13 protein-coding genes are annotated in these 19900 nt (G+C 61.6%); 4 read left to right on the forward strand and 9 right to left on the reverse strand.

Going from position 1 to position 19900, the window contains the following annotated elements; genetic code table 11:
* The first annotated feature begins 140 nt into the window (after positions 1–140).
* The 4 genes from IE100_RS10260 (at position 141) to IE100_RS10275 (ending at position 4757) form a co-directional block, all read left to right on the forward strand.
* Complete coding sequence (locus IE100_RS10260; protein ID WP_189373991.1) at positions 141–1499, forward strand: NfeD family protein; 1359 nt, start codon at positions 141–143, stop codon at positions 1497–1499.
* Positions 1496–2248 carry a slipin family protein gene (locus IE100_RS10265; RefSeq protein ID WP_189373992.1) on the forward strand — a complete coding sequence of 251 codons (753 nt, stop codon included), beginning with the start codon at positions 1496–1498 and terminating at the stop codon, positions 2246–2248. The genes IE100_RS10260 and IE100_RS10265 overlap by 4 nt, the downstream gene beginning before the upstream one ends.
* Before the next feature lie 151 nt (positions 2249–2399).
* Entirely contained in the window at positions 2400–2627 is a 228-nt protein-coding gene (locus tag IE100_RS10270) for a hypothetical protein (protein ID WP_189373993.1), read from the forward strand.
* Between the two features lie 660 nt (positions 2628–3287).
* A complete protein-coding gene (locus IE100_RS10275) occupies positions 3288–4757 on the forward strand; it encodes an ATP-dependent nuclease (protein ID WP_189373994.1) in 1470 nt (489 codons plus the stop codon).
* A 58-nt stretch (positions 4758–4815) separates the two neighbouring features.
* Here IE100_RS10275 and IE100_RS10280 read toward each other — a convergent pair whose 3' ends face one another.
* The 9 genes from IE100_RS10280 to purF form a co-directional block, all read right to left on the reverse strand.
* Positions 4816–7638, reverse strand: coding sequence for a valine--tRNA ligase (locus IE100_RS10280; RefSeq protein WP_189373995.1), 2823 nt, complete (start codon positions 7636–7638; stop codon positions 4816–4818).
* Positions 7639–7832: 194 nt separating this feature from the next.
* The gene (locus tag IE100_RS10285) at positions 7833–9035 is read right to left on the reverse strand and encodes an acetyl-CoA C-acyltransferase (RefSeq protein ID WP_189352385.1); all 1203 of its coding nucleotides are present in this window, start codon (positions 9033–9035) and stop codon (positions 7833–7835) included.
* A gap of 67 nt (positions 9036–9102) precedes the next feature.
* The gene (locus IE100_RS10290; RefSeq protein ID WP_189373996.1) at positions 9103–11478 is read right to left on the reverse strand and encodes a 3-hydroxyacyl-CoA dehydrogenase/enoyl-CoA hydratase family protein; all 2376 of its coding nucleotides are present in this window, start codon (positions 11476–11478) and stop codon (positions 9103–9105) included.
* 198 nt (positions 11479–11676) lie between these two features.
* Positions 11677–13092 (reverse strand): OmpP1/FadL family transporter, encoded by a 1416-nt coding sequence (locus tag IE100_RS10295; RefSeq protein WP_189373997.1) that lies wholly within the window; start codon positions 13090–13092, stop codon positions 11677–11679.
* Positions 13093–13247: 155 nt separating this feature from the next.
* Positions 13248–13637 (reverse strand): acyl-CoA thioesterase, encoded by a 390-nt coding sequence (locus IE100_RS10300; protein WP_189373998.1) that lies wholly within the window; start codon positions 13635–13637, stop codon positions 13248–13250.
* 84 nt (positions 13638–13721) lie between these two features.
* Positions 13722–16097 (reverse strand): acyl-CoA dehydrogenase, encoded by a 2376-nt coding sequence (locus IE100_RS10305; RefSeq protein ID WP_229800327.1) that lies wholly within the window; start codon positions 16095–16097, stop codon positions 13722–13724.
* A gap of 112 nt (positions 16098–16209) precedes the next feature.
* Positions 16210–16845: a TetR/AcrR family transcriptional regulator gene (locus tag IE100_RS10310; RefSeq protein ID WP_189352475.1), complete on the reverse strand. Its 636-nt coding sequence runs from the start codon at positions 16843–16845 to the stop codon at positions 16210–16212.
* A gap of 192 nt (positions 16846–17037) precedes the next feature.
* The gene (locus IE100_RS10315; RefSeq protein WP_189374000.1) at positions 17038–18219 is read right to left on the reverse strand and encodes an O-succinylhomoserine sulfhydrylase; all 1182 of its coding nucleotides are present in this window, start codon (positions 18217–18219) and stop codon (positions 17038–17040) included.
* An 89-nt stretch (positions 18220–18308) separates the two neighbouring features.
* Complete coding sequence (gene purF / locus IE100_RS10320) at positions 18309–19853, reverse strand: amidophosphoribosyltransferase (RefSeq protein WP_189374001.1); 1545 nt, start codon at positions 19851–19853, stop codon at positions 18309–18311.
* Positions 19854–19900: the final 47 nt, after the last annotated feature.

Consider the following 19900-nt stretch of genomic DNA (forward strand, 5'->3'; position numbering starts at 1 on the left):
TCCTCGCCGACAGCAGACTGGCGCAGCCGCCAAACCGCCACCCAGCTCCGGCACCCACCCGACCACAGGCGCGCCCGCGCATGGCGCACGACATCATGGTCTAGACTGAAAGCAGCGCCCTGATGGCGCGGAGTTTCGCAATGAGCAAGCTGTGGCAGTTCATCGCCGTGATCTGGCTAGTCCTGCTGCCGAGCCTGACGGCGGCGGCCACGCCGGCACCGGTCGTCGTCATCCCGCTCAGCGGTGCCATCGGCCCGGCCAGCGCCGACCACGTTGGCCGCAGCCTGGCGCACGCGCAGCGCGAGGGCGCACAGCTGGCCGTGCTGCAGATGGACACCCCCGGCGGGCTGGACACCTCGATGCGGCAGATCATCAAGGCCATCCTCGCCTCGCCGGTGCCGGTCGCCAGCTTCGTCGCCCCCAGCGGCGCCCGCGCCGCCAGCGCCGGCACCTACATCCTGTACGCCAGCCACATCGCCGCGATGGCCCCCGGCACCAACCTCGGCGCCGCCACCCCGGTGCAGATCGGCATGACCGGCCCGCCGGACAAGGCCGGCAAGCCCGACAGCAGCGCCCCGGCCACCAGCAACCAGGACGCGCTGAGCCGCAAGCAGGTGAACGACGCCGCCGCCTACATCCGTGGCCTGGCGCAGCTGCGCGGCCGCAACGAGGCCTGGGCCGAGCGCGCGGTACGCGAGGCCGTCAGCCTGTCGGCCGGCGACGCGCTGGCGCTGCGGGTGGTGGACCTGACCGCGCGCGACATCCCCGACCTGCTGCAGCGGCTGGACGGCCGCAGCGTGCCGATGGCCGGCGGCGCCCGGGTGCTGCACACCGCCGGCGCCGCGGTCATCACCCTGTCGCCGGACTGGCGCAGCCGCTTCCTCGGCGTGATCGCCGACCCCAGCGTGGCGATGATCCTGATGCTCCTGGGCATCTACGGCCTGCTGTTCGAATTCTCCAACCCCGGCTTCGTGCTGCCCGGCGTGGTCGGCGCCACCTGCCTGCTGCTGGGGCTGTACGCGCTGCAGATGCTGCCGGTCAACTACGCCGGGCTGGCGCTGATGCTGCTGGGGCTGGGCTGCATGATCGCCGAGGCCTTCCTGCCCAGCTTCGGCACGCTGGGGCTGGGCGGCATCGTCGCCTTCGTCATCGGCGGGGTGATGCTGGTCGATACCGAACAGCCTGGCCTCGGCGTGCCGCTGGGGCTGATCCTGGCACTGGCCGCCACCTCCGGCCTGTTCGTGTTCCTGGTCAGCGGCATGGCGCTCAAGGCCCGGCGCCGGCCGCAGGTCGGCGGCGAGGTGGCGCTGATCGGCAGCCGCGGCGAGATGCTGGACGATCTGGACGGCGAAGGCTGGGCCAGCATCCGCGGCGAATGCTGGCGCGTGCATAGCGCGACGCCGCTGAAACGCGGCCAGCCGGTGCGGGTCACCGCGCGGCAAGGGCTGCTGCTGGAGGTGGCGCCAAGCGACGACACCGACAAAGGAGGATCACCATGATCTTGGGAATGGGTAGTGGGCTGTTGCTGCTGGCACTGCTGCTGGTGGCGTCGTCGTTCCGTATCCTGCGCGAATACCAGCGCGGCGTGGTGTTCATGCTCGGCCGCTTCTGGCGGGTGAAGGGGCCGGGGCTGATCCTGGTCATCCCCGGCGTGCAGCAGATGGTGCGCGTCGACCTGCGTACCGTGGTGATGGACGTGCCGACGCAGGACGTGATCTCGCACGACAACGTGTCGGTGAAGGTCAACGCGGTGCTCTACTTCCGCGTGGTCGATCCGGAACGCGCCATCATCCAGGTCGCCAACTTTCTGGAGGCCACCAGCCAGCTGGCGCAGACCACGCTGCGCTCGGTGCTGGGCAAGCACGAGCTGGACGAGATGCTGGCCGAGCGCGAACGGCTGAACCTGGACATCCAGAAGGCGCTCGACGCGCAGACCGACGGCTGGGGCATCAAGGTGTCCAATGTCGAGATCAAGCACGTCGACCTCAACGAATCGATGATCCGCGCCATCGCCCGCCAGGCCGAGGCCGAACGCGAACGGCGCGCCAAGATCATCCACGCCGAAGGCGAGCTGCAGGCCTCGGAAAAACTGCTGGAAGCCGCGCGCATGCTGGCGCAGCAGCCGGAAGCGATGCAGCTGCGCTACATGCAGACGCTGACGCAGATCGCCGGCGACAAGAGCTCCACCATCGTGTTCCCGATGGACATCCTGCAGGCGCTGCGCGGCGGCAAGGCACCGCCGGCGTGAGATGCGGCGCGGGAGTGAAAAGCTTGGCCGCAAGCGAGGCAAGCTTGCGGCCAAGCTTTTTGCCCAGCCCTGATTCGTGTCGGCCGCGCGGCATTTGGCGGCAAACAGCCAGGCCCCGTCGACTACCATTAAAAGCAAGGAGGGCATCATCATGAAATGCTGGACCTACGACACCCGCTACGGCCCGTTCGAGATCGTGCCGCTCGATGGCCGCTACCACATCATGCACGAGGGCGAGGCGCTCGCCGCCTACCCGACCCCGGAAGAAGCCGCCAAGGCCCTGGCCGAAGGCCACAGCCCGTGGCCCCCCTTCGGCAACCCGCGCGACCTCGGCATCCCCGCCGACCTGCAACAATGGCACTGCCGCCTGCTGGCCTGAGCATAGCGATGTGATCAATCGCAAAACAACGTTGGCCGCAAACCGGAAACGGCTTGCGGCCAACGTTTGAGCATCAACGGCATGGTAGGCGACCCAACACCGTAGCCCGGATAAGGCGAAGCCGCATCCGGGAACCCGCCTCCACCATTGCCAGCACCTTTACCCGAGCTCCAACCCCGGATGCGCCTGCGGCTTATCCGGGCTACGCGTTACAACCATCGGCACCGTCAACCGTCAGCCAAAACCGAACCGTCGCGCCCATCCCGTTGGGGCAAGCCGTGCAAACTGCCGCCAGCCCGGAAACAAGCCGCCCTCTTTTGAGCGCAGCGTATGGGCGGCGCCGGGATGGCGGCAGTTTGCACGGGAATTCTTGCCCCTTCGGGTCGCCTTTTCTTTGCTTACTTTCTTTTTGGCGAAGCAAAAGAAAGTAAGCCGCCGCCGCGCGGAAAGCGGCAGATAACAACATCCGCGCAGCGGATACCCCAGACCAAAACAAGGTTGGCCGCAAAGCTTTACTGCTTGCGGCCAACCTTGGTCTTGCGCAGTAAACGTTGTGCTTCATTGCACTCGACCCAACCTATCGGACCCATCAAAAAATCATAACACTTTGACATAAATGCCGTATAATTAAAAATTATCAACCAGCATGGATTAAACATAATGAAACTTTCACCAAGCGAAATCCAACAAGAAATTAACAAAGTTAGGCAAAACAATTACAACCAATTTATCAAAAAAATTCATCTAAGAAATGTCCGGGGATTTAATGACGAGAAAATTGAATTCAAAACACCGGTAACTGCCTTAATTGGCACGAATGGTGGTGGCAAATCTACAATTCTAGGGTCAGCAGCCCTCTCATATAAAAACGTAAAACCCCGCCAATTTTTTCCAAAAGCATTTCTTGGCGATGAAAGCATGAGTGAATGGAGTATAGAAATAGAACTTGTAGACAAGTCTATTTACACCGATAAAACCTTTACAAGAACAGCAAGATTCGCCCAATCACAATGGCGACGCGACCAATTCAGATCAAGACACGTTGAATACATTGAAATCCAGAGAACAGTACCTGCTGGCGAAATTGCCAGATTCAAAAATTTCTTGGCCGGAAATAGCGATGACTACGAAATAATTGGCCTAAATTCAAACACAACAAAATATTCTACTGCAGTTTTAGACAAAGACATTAAACATTATCGTGTTGTCCGCAGAAAAGACAACCCCAATATTAAAATGTACCTCGGAAGCACTCACAATCAAATTGGCTATTCTCAATTCCATTTTGGGGCTGGAGAAGCTTCAATAATTGAAACAATTGATAGAATTGAATCATCGCCCGACAATGCACTCATTTTAATTGAAGAACTAGAAAATGGCCTGCATCCGGTTGCAGTCAGACTCTTTGTCCAATACCTTCAAAATGCTGCAAAAAGAAAGCGACTACAAATAATATTTACCACACACTCCCAAGATGCAGTAAACGAATTGCCAGCAGAAGCAGTATGGGCAACAATTAACAAAAAAACTTGGAATGGCAAACTAAACATAGAGAGTCTACGAGCAATCACTGGAACTGTTGAAGCAAATCGAGCAATCTATGTAGAAGATGAATTTGTCAAAGAATGGGTAGAAAATGCTTTGGGTCGATATGGCAATGGGCTAGCCGAAACAACTAAAGTATTTCCAGCAGGCGGATATCCAAACTTACTCAAGGTTAGTCAATTTCACAATGACAATCCCTTGTTAAAAATTCCGTCCGTCGCACTAGTTGATGGCGACATTTATGACCCAGCTACAGACACCCCCCTTCCGAAACACGCAAAGTTCATTGGTGATGGCTATCCAGAATCTATTGTTTTTAACTACATTTACGAAAATAGAATTGAGCTCATTTCACTAATAAAACAGCGCTGCCTACTCTCCAAATTCAGCGAACAAAGAATACTATCCGCAATTGAGAGCATACAGAATTCCTCATGCGATCATCACATTATATTTAGCGAACTGAGTAAAAAACTGGACTTCACATCATCAATATACATTCAATCTGGACTCATCGACATATTCAACGAAAACAACCAATTATTTTGGGATGAAATAATAAACTTCATTTCATTGCAGCAATAAATTAAAACCCCCGCCACCTTTCGATGACGGGGGTTTTATCAAGAATGACAAAGGACTATCAAGCCAATTTGGCCAACTGCCCCTTCACCTTCTCCAGCTTGTCATTCAGCTCAGCCAGCTGAGCGCGATCCCGCTCCACCAGATGCGCCGGCGCCTTGTCGGTATAACCCGGCTTCTCCAGCTTGGCGGTCAGCTTGGCCAGCTCCGCCTCGACCTTGCCCATCTCCTTGCTCAGGCGCGCGGTTTCCGCCGCCTTGTCCACTTCCACCTTCAGCATCAGGCGGGCGTCGCCGCTGATGGCCACCGGGGAGTCGTCTTCCGGCAGCTTGGCCACGATGCTGCCTTCGGTCAGGCGGGCCAGCAGCTTCAGGTAGGGGATGAACTCGACGATGGAGGCGTCGGCGGTTTCGATGAACAGCGGGGCCTTCACCGCCGGGCCGATGCCCATTTCACCGCGCAGGTTGCGCACCGCGTTGACCAGGTCCTTGAACGCGTCCATGCGCGCGTTGGCGGCGGCATCGATCTTCTCTGGCACGGCCACCGGCCAGGCGGCGACCATGATGGAGTCGGTGTGCTTGGCGTTAGCCAGCGGGGCGACGGTCTGCCACAGCTCTTCGGTGATGAACGGCATCAGCGGATGGGTCAGACGCAGGGCGACTTCCAGCACGCGCACGATGGTGCGGCGGGTGGCGCGTTGCTGCGCCTCGTTGCCGGTCTGCAGCTGCACCTTGGCCAGCTCGACGTACCAGTCGCAGTATTCGTTCCAGATGAACTCGTACACGGTCTGCGCGGCGAGGTCGAAGCGGTAGGTTTCCAGCGCTTCGGTGACGTCCAGCTCGGCCTGTTGCAGGCGGCCGATGATCCACTTGTCGACGAAGCTGAATTCCAGCGGCAGGCTTTCATCCTGGCCGCAGTCCTTGCCTTCCACGTTCATCATCACGAAGCGGGTGGCGTTCCACAGCTTGTTGCAGAAGTTGCGGTAGCCTTCGGCGCGCTTGAAGTCGAAGTTGACCGAGCGGCCCAGCGTGGCGTAGCTGGCCATGGTGAAGCGCAGCGCATCGGTACCGTAGGCCGGGATGCCGTCCGGGAACAGCTTCTCGGTGGCCTTGGCGATCTGCGGTGCCTTTTCCGGGCGGCGCAGGCCGGTGGTGCGCTTGTCGACCAGCGGCGCCAGCGCGATGCCGTCGATCAGGTCCACCGGGTCGATGACGTTGCCTTCCGACTTCGACATCTTCTTGCCTTCGTGGTCACGCACCATGCCGTGGATGTACACGTCCTTGAACGGCACCTTGCCGGTGAAGTGGGTGGTCATCATGATCATGCGCGCCACCCAGAAGAAGATGATCTCGTAACCGGTGACCAGTACCTGCGACGGGACGAAGGCGCGCAGTTCCGGGGTGTCTTCCGGCCAGCCCATGGTGGAGAACGGCACCAGCGCGGAGCTGAACCAGGTGTCGAGCACGTCCTGCTCGCGACGCAGCGTCTTGCCCGGTGCCTTGGCCTGCGCCTCGGCTTCGGTGCGGCCAACGTAGATGTTGCCGTCTTCGTCGTACCAGGCCGGGATCTGGTGGCCCCACCACAGCTGGCGGCTGATGCACCAGTCCTGGATGTTGTTCATCCACTGGTTGTAGGTGTTGACCCAGTTTTCCGGGATGAAGCGCACTTCGCCGGATTCGACGGCGTCGATGGCTTTCTGGGCGATGGATTTGCCGGTGGCATCTCCGTCGCCGACCTTGCTCATCGCCACGAACCACTGGTCGGTGAGCAGCGGCTCGATCACCGAGCCGGTACGGTCGCCACGCGGCACCATCAGCTTGTGCGGCTTGGCTTCCAGCAACAGGCCCTGGGCGGTGAGGTCGGCCAGCATCGCCTTGCGTGCGTCGGCGGTGGGCAGGCCGGCGTAGGCGGCCGGCAGGTCGATGGTGCCCTGCGCAGTGCCGTCGAAGCCGAAGATCTGCGCCTTGGCGAGGATGGTGGCCTGCAGCGACATCACGTTGATCAGCTGGGTGTCGTGGCGCTTGCCGACCTGGTAGTCGTTGAAGTCGTGCGCCGGGGTGATCTTGACGAAGCCGGTGCCGAAGGCGGCATCGACGTAGTCGTCGGCGATCACCGGGATCTGGCGGCCGGTGAGCGGCAGCTCCAGCATCTTGCCCAGCAGGTGCTGGTAGCGCTCGTCTGTCGGGTTGATGGCCACGGCCACGTCGCCGAGCAGGGTTTCCGGGCGGGTGGTGGCGACGGTCACGAATTCGTCGCTACCGACTACCGGGTACTTGATGTGCCACATGAAGCCGTCTTCTTCCTCGGAGACCACTTCGAGGTCGGAGATGGCGGTGCCCAGTTTCGGGTCCCAGTTGGACAGGCGCTTGCCGCGGTAGATCAGGCCCTGTTCGAACAGGCGCACGAACACCTCGGTCACCACACCCGCGCGGGTGTCGTCCATGGTGAAGTATTCGCGGTCCCAGTCCACCGAGCAGCCGACGCGGCGCATCTGGCTGGTGATGGTGCCGCCGGACTGTTCTTTCCACTCCCACACCTTGCTGGTGAACGCGTCGCGGCCGAGGTCGTGGCGGTTGATGCCCTGCTCGGCCAGCTGGCGCTCGACCACGATCTGGGTGGCGATACCGGCGTGGTCGGTGCCCGGAATCCACACCGTGTTGTCGCCCTTCATGCGGTAGTAGCGCGTCAGGCCATCCATGATGGTCTGGTTGAAGGCGTGGCCCATGTGCAGGGTGCCGGTCACGTTGGGCGGCGGCAGCTGGATGCAGAAGGCGGGTTTGCTGGTGTCCATGTGCGGCTTGAAGTAGCCGGACTGTTCCCATTGATCGTACCAGCGACGTTCGATGTCGCCCGGCTCGTAGCTTTTGGCAAGTTCAGTGGTCATGGTGTGAATTCGGTCTTTATCGATGCAGAAAAATGTCGTCGATTATAAACCGAATCGGCTACAGCGTCGTCAGCATCCGTTGCGGTGGCCGGGGCAACGTAGGCGACAGCCACCCGCGCGCACCATGAAAAATGCCCCGCCTGAAAGCGGGGCATTCGCGGCGTATTGCGGCCAACGTTGGCCGCAATACCGGCTTACAGCACTTCGATGATGCCGGCGGCACCCATGCCGGTACCGATGCACATGGTCACCATGCCGTAGCCCTGCATGCCGGCATTGCGCATGCCGTGCACCAGCGTGGCGGTACGGATGGCGCCGGTGGCACCCAGCGGGTGGCCCAGCGCGATGGCGCCGCCGTGCGGGTTGACCAGGTTCAGGTCCAGCTCCAGGTCACGCGCCACCGCCAGACCCTGCGCGGCGAAGGCTTCGTTCAGCTCGATCCACTTCAGCTGCTCCTGGGTGATGCCGGCGTTGCGGCAGGCTTCCGGAATCGCTTCCTTCGGGCCGATACCCATGATTTCCGGCGGTACGCCCTTCACCGCGAAGGTCACGTAGCGCGCCAGCGGCGTCAGGTTGAACTGCTTCAGGATCTTCTCGGACACCAGGATCACGGCACCGGCGCCGTCGGACATCTGCGACGAGTTGCCGGCGGTGACGCTGCCCTTGGCATCGAACACCGTCTTCAGCTTGGCGAGGCCTTCCAGCGTGGTCTCGCGGCGCGGGCCTTCGTCGGTGTCCAGCACGCGGGTGGTGCTGACCACTTCACCGGTTTCCAGGTTCGGCGTGCGGTAGGTCACTTCCAGCGGCGTGATCTCGCTCTTGAACTTGCCGCCGTCGATGGCGGCGATGGCGCGGCGGTGCGATTCGACCGCGAACGCGTCCTGGTCTTCACGCGACACATTCCACTGCTGCGCCACCTTCTCGGCGGTCAGGCCCATGCCGTAGGCGATGGCGTAGTTCTCGTCCTTGGCGAAGATCGCCGGGTTCAGCGACACCTTGTTGCCCATCATCGGCACCATGGACATCGATTCGGAACCGGCGGCAATCACCACGTCGGCCTCGCCCAGGCGGATGCGGTCGGCGGCCATCTGCACCGCGTTGATGCCGGAGGAGCAGTAGCGGTTGATGGTGATGCCGCTGACGGTGTTCGGCAGCCCGGCCAGCAGCACGCCGATACGCGCCATGTTCAGACCCTGCTCCGCCTCGGGGAAGGCGCAGCCGACCACGCAGTCGGAAATCAGTTTCGGGTCCAGCGTCGGCACCTGTGCCAGCGCGCCGCTGATCACGTGCGCCAGCATGTCGTCCGGACGCACGTTGCGCATCATGCCGCGCGGCGCCTTGCCTACCGGCGTGCGGGTCACGGCGACGATGTAAGCTTCCTGTACTTGTTTAACCATTTTTTGCAATCTCCTTCAGGCCGGAGCGGCAGCGCACACGCCACCCTCCGGCCGCTGTTCGGCGGTATCAGTTACGCAGCGGCTTGCCGGTAGTGAGCATGTTGGCGATACGGTCCTGGGTCTTGCTGGACTTGAGCAGGGTCATGAACGCCTTGCGTTCCAGATCCAGAATCCACTGCTCGTTGACCAGCGTGCCCTGCTCCACGTCGCCACCGGTCATCACGTCGGCGATCAGCGCGGCGATGGTGAAGTCGTGCTGGCTGATGAAGTGGCCTTCCAGCATGTTGACCAGCTGGCCCTTGATCGAGGCGGCACCGGCACGGCCGGCGACGGCAAACGTGCCACCCGCCATTGGCGGACGGTAGCCGGACTCGTACAGCGCCAGCGCCTGCTGCTTGGCGACGTACAGCAGCTCGTAGGCGTTGAACACCACGCTGTCGCTGTGGCGGAAGAAGCCGATTTCCTGTGCCTCGTGGCCGCTGGTGGCGACCTTGGCGGTGGCGATGGCCATGAAGTAGTCCTTCAGCGCCGCCAGCACGTCGCCCTGCGCGTTCTGCGCCGCACGCAGCGCGAACTCCTTGCAACCGCCGCCGCCCGGCAGCAGGCCGACACCGACCTCGACCAGACCGACGTAGGATTCCAGCGCGGCGACGACCTTGTCGCAGTGCATCGCGAACTCGCAGCCACCACCGAACACATAGCCCTGCGTCGCGGCGACGGTCGGGATGTGGCTGTAGCGCAGGCGCATCGAGGTGGTCTGGAAGCGGCGCACCATGGTGTCGATCGCGTCCCAGTCGCCCATCATGAATGCCGGCAGCATCGACTGCAGGTCGGCGCCAACCGAGAACGGCTCTTCGGTCTGCCAGATCACCAGGCCCTTGAAGCGGGCTTCGGCGATGTCGATAGCGGTGTTGACGCCGTCGATCACGTCCGGGCCGATGGCGTGGGCCTTGGACTTGAACGACACCACCAGCACGTCGTCACCGGTGGTGAAGGCGCGCACACCCTCGTTCTCGAACACGGTCTCGCCCAGCAGGCCAGCGGTTTCGCCCAGCACCTTGGCCGGGGCCAGCTGGCGCTGGTACACGTCCAGCGTGGAGCGGCCGACCAGTTTGCCGGCGGTGGCGTCGAAGGAGCCATCGGCAAAGTGCACGCCGGCACGATCGGCTTCCAGCGCCCAGGCCGGCAGCGCGGCTGCGGCCAACGTTTTGCCGGCCTTGATGTCTTCATCGATCCAGCCAGCGACCTGCTGCCAGCCGGCAGCCTGCCAGGTCTCGAACGGGCCGACCGACCAACCGAAGCCCCAGCGGATGGCGAAGTCGACATCGCGCGCGCAGTTGGCGATGTCGCCGAGGTGGTAGGAAATGTAGTGGAACACGTCACGGAAGCAGGCCCACAGGAACTGTGCCTGCGGATGGCTGCTGGCGCGCAGCTGCTTGAACTTCTCTGCCGGGTTCTCGATCTTGAGGATGGCCTTGACCGCGTCGTCGCCCTTCTCGCCGGCGCCCACGTACTCGCCCTTGGCGACGTCGAAGACAAACATCTGCTTGCCTTCCTTCTTGTAGATGCCGCGCTTGGTCTTGGCACCCAGGCTACCGTCGGCGATCAGCTGCTGCAGCCACTGCGGCGACTTGAAGTAGGCGTGCCACGGGTCGTTCGGCAGCGTGTCGTCCATGGTTTTCACCACGTGGGCGAAGGTGTCCAGGCCGACCACGTCGGCGGTGCGGAAGGTGGCGGACTTCGGACGGCCGAGGCGCGGGCCGGTCAGGTCGTCGACCACGTCGAAGCGGATGCCGAATTTGTCGGCATTGGCGATGGTCGCCAGCATCGAGAACACGCCGATGCGGTTGGCGACGAAGTTCGGGGTGTCCTTGGCCCGGATCACGCCCTTGCCCAGCGTGGTCACCAGGAAGCGCTCCAGGTTGTCCAGCATGCCGGCGTCGGAGCCCGTGCACGGGATGATCTCGACCAGGTGCATGTAGCGCGGCGGGTTGAAGAAGTGCACGCCGCAGAAGCGTGGCGCCAGCTCGGCCGGCACGCCGGCGGCCAGTTGGTTGATCGACAGCCCGGAGGTGTTGGTCGCGAAGATGGTGCGCTCGCCCAGATGTGGCGCCACCTTGGCGTAGAGGTCGGTTTTCCAGTCCATGCGCTCGGCGATAGCCTCGATCACCAGATCGCAGCCCTTCAGCAGGTGCAGGTGCTCTTCGTAGTTGGCCGGCTGGATGTAGTTGACCGCATCCTTGTTGGACAGTGGCGACGGCTTGAGCTTTTTCAGGCCGTCGATGGCTTTCAGTGCGATGCCGTTCTTGTTGCCGTCTTTTGCCGGCAGGTCGAACAGCACGGTCGGCACCTTGGCATTAACCAGATGGGCGGCGATCTGCGCCCCCATCACGCCGGCGCCGAGAACGGCGACCTTGCGTACGATAAACTTGGTCTGAGACATGGTTTCCTCGGTTGTCTTAACGAACAAACATGGTTGCGGCTTCACGGATTATAGATTCCGGGTAAGCCATCCAACGGGAAAGATAGGCTGAATCACAGTATCTGAATAATGGTTCAGCACTTCCCGAAAAAAACACGGCAACAGGGTCGCCGTGCCTGTTGCAGCCAACGTCAAACGTTGGCCGCAAAGCCTCGCGGCTTAGAAACGGTGGTTGTACTGCACACCCAGGATCTGGGCGCTGGATTTGTAGTTGGCAGTGCCCACAGTCTGGCTGGAAACGCAAGTGGTCTGACCCAGCGTAGTGCAACGACTATCGACATTGGCCTTGGCATCCTTGATATGGATGTAGCTGTAAGCAAAATCGATGGACGACTGCTTGTTCAGGTCGTACTTGCCACCCAGCGAGAACCAGTAACGGTCGTTGTCCGGGATGGTGGCCAGACGGTGGTTGTCATCCGGCACCGGCGACTTGTCGTAGGCAATACCGGCACGCAGCTGCAGCGGCTCGGAGTACTGGTACGCGCCCCCCAGCGAGATCTTGTAGGTGTCTTTCCACTGTGGATTCAGATAGGTGGTGTCGCCCTGATTCACCGCAGGCAAAGACACTTTGGGCGTCGCGTATTTCAATTGCGCGGTATCGAAGCGCGAGTGCTTGGTCCAGGTCAGGTCGCCAAACACGGTGACCTTGCGGTCCAGCTTGTGCATTGCGTGCAGGGACAAGGACTCCGGCGTCGTAATCTTTACACTCGCATCCTCAGAATCGGGGAACAGGCCCTTGACCAAGACCGCAACCGCATTCCCCGGGCCACCGGCGAGCGCATCGGTAGAGCGAGTCCACTTGGCCGAGCCCTTGAGGTCATGCTCGATTTTGGAACGATAGTTCACACCGACGCGGGTACTGTCATTGACATCCCACAGCCATGCCAGGTTATAGCCAAAGCCCCAATCGTCACCATCAACTTCCGCATAGCCGTCAAACGTGCCGTTACCTCCACCCAAGCCACCAGGAACTGCAGCGCCGTGGTTGGCATACTGGCGCAGCGTCGCTTCCGCGTGCTGGGCAACCACACCGACCGCTACCGAGTGCTGTTCGTTCAGTTTCAGCGCCACGGTCGGATTGATATCCATGGTCTTGAGCGAGGTGGCATTCAGGTTGTAACGCAGCACCGAGTCACGCTGGTATTCGGTTTCCGAGGCGAACGGCACGTAGATGCCCAGGCCCACGGTGACTTTTTCGTTCAGTTGGTGGGTCAGGTACAGCTGCGGTACGGCGATCAGGTCATCGGTGATCTTGCCGCTGCTTTGGCCTGCGATCGGGCCGGCGATCGGGCGCACGGCACCGGGGGCTGCTGGCGAGGTGTAGTTACCGGTTGCCCCGCTGTATTCAACGCTCGGCGCCACCAGGTTCAATGCACCGGAAAAATTGGTCCCCTCCAGCTTGGTCATGCCGGCAGCGTTGTAGAAGATGGTCGAGGCGTTGGCGGCTTCGGCGGCGCTGGCATTGGCGGTGGATTGGGCGCTGACCGACTGGGTACCGAAGTGGTAACCGGAAGCCATGGCAAGGCTGGTTGCACCCATCATCATGACGGACAAGCTGATGTGTTTCAGTTTCATGTGTTATTCCCTCTGTGCATTGTTATTCATGCTGTTCCGAACGCCTGTTTGATTGACGATCTGGCCCGATACTACCTAGAGACGAAGCTGTTATCCAGCTTTTTCGAGCATTCGTTCCAAACAATCGTTTCAATGAAACAACACAGCAAATGCACTCAGGAAATGATTCTGGATTTGCCTTCGGCATCGATGGCGACGTAGGTGGCAATCACCTCGGTAATCGGCACCACTTCGCCGCCAAGGCGTTCCGCCTCCACCGTCACCTTCAGCGTGACCGACTTCTGCCCGAGCCGGAAACACTCGGCATACAGTGACACCACGTCACCGACATGGATGGGACTGGTCAGCTGGAAGGCATTGACCGCGACCGTCGTCACCGGCCCCTTGGCCAGCCTTTCGGCGCAGATGGCGCCGGCGGTATCGATCTGGAACATCAGCCAGCCAGCGTGGACGCGGCCGTGGGCATTGGTGCTGCGTGGCTCGGCGCGCAGGCGCAGCACCGGCTCGCGGCAGACTTCGGGGTGTTGCTGTGGGGATGGGGTCATGTTGTCTCTCTCGATGGCGCTCTGTCGACAGAGTGCCATCGACAGAGACGGGCGTGGCCGCCCGACTCCTTATTGTTTAGCCGATCAGAAGATCAGCCGCTGCAGCAATTTGTCATCATGCTGCTCAAGTTTCATGTCGAAATCATCGACCATGATCACGTCGCGCTTCAGCTTGCGTGCGCGCGTCACGGCGTCGAATTCCTGCTGCGTAATCTGGCCGGACTGCAATGCTTCCGCCAGCCGCTCACGCGCGGCGACAGTCTTGAACTTGCCATCACGCCCCAGTTTGCGCAACTTCTGCTCCAGCGGTTCGGTTTCCAGCATCGCCCTCAGCGCCGGCTCCAGCACGCCGACCGGATCGGATTCGTCGCTCGGTGCAAAGATGCCGCGGGTCAGGCGCTCGCGCGTCGGACCCAGTTCCATCAGCAGCCGCGCCACCTTGGTGCCGGTGTGGTCGCTAGCCGGCTTCAGCGTCAGCCCCCACGGGAAGATCACCTTGCGCAGGATTGCGGCCAACGTGCGGCTTGGCAGGTTGGCGAGGAAGCCGTCCATCGCCTGCTGCAGGTCGTACAGCGCATTCTCCACCGCCCACTGCAGCACCGGCAGGTCTTCCTTCGGCGCACCATCGCGCTCGAAGCGCTTCAGGCAGGCCGAGGCGATGTAGAGGTTGGACAGCATGTCACCCAGGCGCGCCGACAGCTTCTCGCGGAATTTCAGCGAGCCGCCCAGGCTGAACATCGCCATGTCGGACAGCAGCGCAAAGGCGCTGGAGAAACGCGTCAGCTGCTTGTAGTAGGCGGCCACTTCGCCACCTTTCGGGCTGCCGACCAGCCTGGCGCCGGTCAGGCCCATCCACAGCGAGCGGAACACGTTGCTGATCACGAAGTTGATGTGGCCGGTGATGGCCTTGTCGAACTCGGCGGCGTCGTTGCTCATCGCCGCCTTCATCTCGCGCAGCACGAAGGGATGGCAACGGATGGCGCCCTGGCCGTAGATGATCATCGAACGGGTCAGGATGTTGGCGCCTTCCACCGTGATCGCGATCGGGATCGCCTGATAGGCACGCGCCAGATAGTTGCGCGGCCCCAGCACCACCGCCTTGCCGCCGTGGATGTCCATCGCGTCGTTCAGCGTTTTGCGCATGCGCTCGGTGTTGTGATACTTCAGCACTGCGGACAGCACCGACGGCTTTTCGCCGATATCCAGGCCGGTCAGTGCCAGATCCTGGGACGCTTCCATCTGGTAGGTAAAGCCGCCGATGCGCGCCATCGCCTCGTCCACGCCCTCGAACTTGCCGATGGACAGGCCGAACTGGTCACGGATGCGGGCGTAGGCGCCGGTGGTGTAGGACGCCACCTTGCCGGAGGCGACCGACATCGCCGGCAGCGAGATGCAGCGCCCAACCGACAGGCATTCCACCAGCATGCGCCAGCCCTGACCGGCGTAGTCGCGACCGCCGATGATCCACTCCAGCGGAATGAACACGTTCTTGCCCCAGGTCGGGCCGTTCATGAATGCGGCACCTCCGGGGAAGTGACGGCGACCGATGCAGACGCCTTCGTGCTCGGTCGGTACCAGTGCGCAAGTGATGCCAATATCTTCCTTGTCGCCCAGCAGGTGATCCGGGTCGTACATCTTGAATGCGAGGCCGAGAATGGTGGCCACAGGTGCCAGCGTGATCCAGCGCTTTTCCCAGCTCACGCGCAGGCCGAGCACGTCGTCAAAACGTTGGCCGCTGCGCGGATCGGTGTAGCTGCCGCGGCAGACGATGCCGTAGTCGGGAATGGCTCCGGCATCGGAACCGGCGTAGGGACTGGTCAGCGCGAAGCACGGCACTTCCACGCCCTTGGCCAGGCGTGGCAGGTAGTAGTCCTTCTGCGCCTCGGTGCCGTAGTGCTGCAGTAGTTCGCCCGGGCCGAGAGAGTTCGGCACCATCACCGATACCGCGGCGGTGCCGCCGCGGGTGGCAATCTTGGTGACCACCTTGGCGTGCGCGTAGTTGGAGAACTCCAGACCGCCGTACTTCTTCTTGACGATCATGCCCAGGAAGCCGTTGTCCTTGATGAACTGCCACACATCCTCAGGCAGGTCTTTCAGCTCGTGGGTGATCTTCCAGTCGTCGATCAGCTTGCACAGCTGTTCGGTCGGGCCATCCAGAAACGCCTGCTCTTCGGCAGTCAGCTTCGGGTCCGGGAAGGACAGCAGGCGGTTCCAGTCCGGCTTGCCGGAAAACAGGTCGCGATCCCACCACACGGTACCGGCGTTGATCGCTTCCTGCTCGGTCTGGGACATCGCCGGGGTGATTTTCTTGAAGACGGAGAACACCGGGCCGGTGAACACCGCGCGGCGCAGCGGTACCAGATTCAGCACCAGCGCGATGACGGCAAACAGCACCCACACCGCAAGCGGGACCTGGCAGCCCCAGACTGGCTGCAGGCTGGCAAGCCAGCCTGCGATCACGACAGTCCACGCCAGAACGGGAGCGCGAAAATACGCGAGCGCCCCGAGCAGCAGGATCAGAACAATAGCAGAAGACATTATGGTTACCCTCGTGTTGACCTCGTGGAGTCAATCAGACGGGCGCCGTCAACCCCGCTACGACGAAAGGCACCAGGTGCTTGACGACCATGTCCGGGTCACGGGCGGAGACCACCTGACTGCGGACGAAGATCTTCAGCACATCATTACCGGCGAAGGCGTTGAACATCACGCCAAAGGCAAAATGCATGCGCCAGGCAATGTCTTCGGTTTCAAACTGCGGCAAAGCTGCCTGGAAGGCACTGCTATAGCGCTGTACAAACACGCTGTACTGCTGGTTCAGTGCCTCGCGCAGCAGGCGGTGGTTTTCCACCAGCGTGCGCGACATCAAGCGGACAAACAGCGCCCCGCCCTTGGTCGGGTCTTTGGACAACATCAGGCAGGGCTTGATGAAGGTCAGTACCAGCGCCTCGGCGGTCAGGGCTTGTCCGGATTGTTCCAGCGCGTCGAGTTCGGCCAGACAGGCGGCCACAAACGGGCCGATCCTGCGCATGAACACCGATTCGAACAGCGCATCCTTTGAACCGAAGTGGTAGTTCACAGCGGCCAGGTTGACTTCGGCCTGCTGTGTGATCATGCGAAGTGAGGTGGCCTCGAAGCCGTGCTCGACAAACAGCCGCTCGGCAACATCGAGAATCCGAGTTGCGGTGTCGGGTTTGTTCACTTCCATGTCGTCTTGCACTTTCATCGGATTGAGTAATTGCGTCGCCTTGTCCATCATGATTTTAGAACAAGCGTTTGAAACTTACGTTTTAAATTGATGCCTGTCAAGAAATGCATTCCTGAAGCCTCCCGCGGTAAACACAAGTAAAACGGCAGTCCTTAGTCTAGACTGCCGTTCGATTGAAACAAACGTTTTTTATTACAAGCCTCTAGCAAGATCCGCCTTCAGATCGTCGACGTGCTCCAGGCCGACGGCAACCCGCAACAGCCCCTCGCTGATGCCGGCGCGCGCGCGCGCCTCCGGCGTGATGCGGGCGTGGGTGGTCGACGCTGGATGGGTCAGCGTGGTCTTGACGTCGCCGAGGTTGGCGGTGCGCGAAATGACCTGCACCGCGTCCACCACACGCCAGGCAGCCTCGCGGCCGCCCTTGACTTCGAACGACACCACCGCCCCGCCGCTGCGCTGCTGCTTTTGCGCCAGCGCGAATTGCGGATGGCTTTCCAGCCCCGGGTAGAACACGCGCGCCACCGACGGCTGCTGCTCCAGCCAGCGTGCCAGTTCGAGTGCGTTGGCGGAGTGCTTTTCCATGCGCAGGTGCAGCGTTTCCAGACCGGACAGCAGCACCCAGGCATTGAATGCGGCCAGGGTCGGACCGGCGGTACGCACGTGCAGGTAGATCTGTTCGATCAGCTTGTCGTTGCCGACCACCGCCCCGCCCAGCACCCGGCCGTGGCCGTCGAGATACTTGGTGGCGGAGTGCACCACCAGGTCGGCGCCCAGTTGCAGCGGCTGCTGCAGCGCCGGCGAACAGAAGCAGTTGTCGACCACCAGCAAGGCGCCGGCTTCGTGTGCGATGTCGGCAACGGCGGCGATGTCGGCCAGCTCGGTCAGCGGGTTGGACGGCGTTTCCAGGAAGAACAGCTTGGTATTGGGCTTCACCGCCGCCCGCCACGCGACCGGGTCGGCGGCGTCGACGTAGCTCGTCTCGATATTGAACTTGCCGAGAATGCCGTTGAACAGGTTGATGGTGGAGCCGAACAGGCTCTGCGACGACACCACGTGGTCACCGGCCTTGAGCAGGGTCAGCATGGTGGCCTGGATCGCGGCCATGCCGCTGGCGGTGGCAATCGCGCGCGCGCCGCCTTCCATTGCGGCCAACCTTTGCTGGAAAGCGCTGACGGTCGGATTGGTAAAACGGGAGTAGGTGTAGCCTTCGATCTCGCCCATGAACATGGCGGCGGCTTGTGCGGCCGTATCAAAGGTAAAGCTGGAGGTCAGGTGCAGGCTCTGGCTGTGTTCGCGGTATTCGCTGGTTTCGCGGCCGGCGCGGATGGCCAGCGTCTCGGGGTGCAAGGGGGGACAGGTGTCTTCGCGCGACATGGTGGGCTCTCGTACGGCGTATGGCTGAAAGACTTTCAACAATAACAAGGGTTGGCCGCAACAGCCAACCCTTGTCGTTATATAGAAATTCAGATCAGGTTTTGTTCGGCAACATTCAGGTTGAGGTCGACCATCTGGTTGCTGCTGTCTTCCTCTTTCTGCTCGCTGGCCGCCTTGCCCTTCTTGCGTGCCGCCTCGATGGCATCGAGATAGGCCTCGTTGATGTCGCCGGTGATGTAGCAGCCGCTGAAGCAGGACGCCTCGAACACGTTCAGCTCGCGGTTGATGCTCTGCACCGCGTGCTCCAGCGCCTCCAGCTCCTGGTAGATCACCGCATCGGCGCCGATTTCGTCGGCGATCTGCGTGTCGTTGCGACCGGTAGCCAGCAGCTCGGCACGGGTCGGCATGTCGATGCCGTACACGTTGGGGAAGCGTACCGCCGGCGCTGCCGAGGCGAAGTACACCTTCTTGGCGCCTGAATCGCGCGCCATCTGCACGATTTCCTTGGAGGTGGTGCCGCGCACGATGGAATCGTCCACCAGCAGCACGTTGCGGCCGGCGAACTCCAGCGGCACCGGGTTCAGCTTCTGGCGTACCGACTTCTTGCGCACCGCCTGACCCGGCATGATGAAGGTACGGCCGATGTAGCGGTTCTTGATGAAGCCCTCGCGGTACGGCAGGCCCAGCGCGCTGGCCAGCTGCATCGCGCTCTGGCGGCTGGAATCCGGAATCGGGATCACCACGTCGATGTCGATGTCGGCGTACTGGCGACGGATCTTCTCGGCCAGCATCTCGCCCATCACCAGACGCGACTGGTAGACCGACACGCCGTCGATCACCGAATCCGGCCGCGCAAAGTACACGTACTCGAACAGGCACGGTGCCAGCTGGGTATTCTCGGCACAGACGCGCGCCTGCATGTCGCCGTCGAAGGTGACGTACACGCACTCGCCCGGCTGCACGTCGCGCAGCACCTTGAAGCCGGAACAATCCAGCGCCACCGACTCGGAGGCGAACATGTACTCGGCCTTGCCGTCGACCTCGGTCGCGCCCATCACCATCGGGCGGATGCCGTGCGGATCGCGGAACGCCACCAGACCGTAACCGGCGATCATCGCCACCACGGCGTAGGCGCCCTTCACGCGGCGGTGCACCGCCTCCACCGCGCCGAACACCGCATCCGCGGTCAGCGTGGCGTTCTCGACACGGGCGGCGATCTCGTGCGCGAACACGTTGAGCAGCACTTCCGAGTCGGAGTTGGTGTTGATATGGCGCAGGTCATTGCGGTACATGTCCTGCTTCAGCTCGTCGGTATTGGTCAGGTTGCCGTTGTGCGCCAGCACGATACCGAACGGCGAGTTGACATAGAACGGCTGCGCCTCGGCCAGGCTGGATGCCGAGCCGGCTGTGGGGTAGCGCACATGACCAATGCCTGCATTACCGAACAGCGAGCGCATGTTGCGGGTACGGAACACGTCCCGCACCAGGCCGCTGCCCTTGTGCATGTGAAAGGTCTTGCCATTGGCCGTAACAATCCCGGCTGCGTCCTGACCACGGTGCTGCAACAATTGCAAACCGTCATACAACAGCTGGTTTACGGGTGACTGACCCACCACCCCCAAAATTCCACACATAGCTCATCCCCAGACTACACGAGTAAAAACAAGGGGTGACAGCGGAT

The organism is Vogesella alkaliphila, from assembly GCF_014652475.1.
GTDB lineage: Bacteria > Pseudomonadota > Gammaproteobacteria > Burkholderiales > Chromobacteriaceae > Vogesella > Vogesella alkaliphila.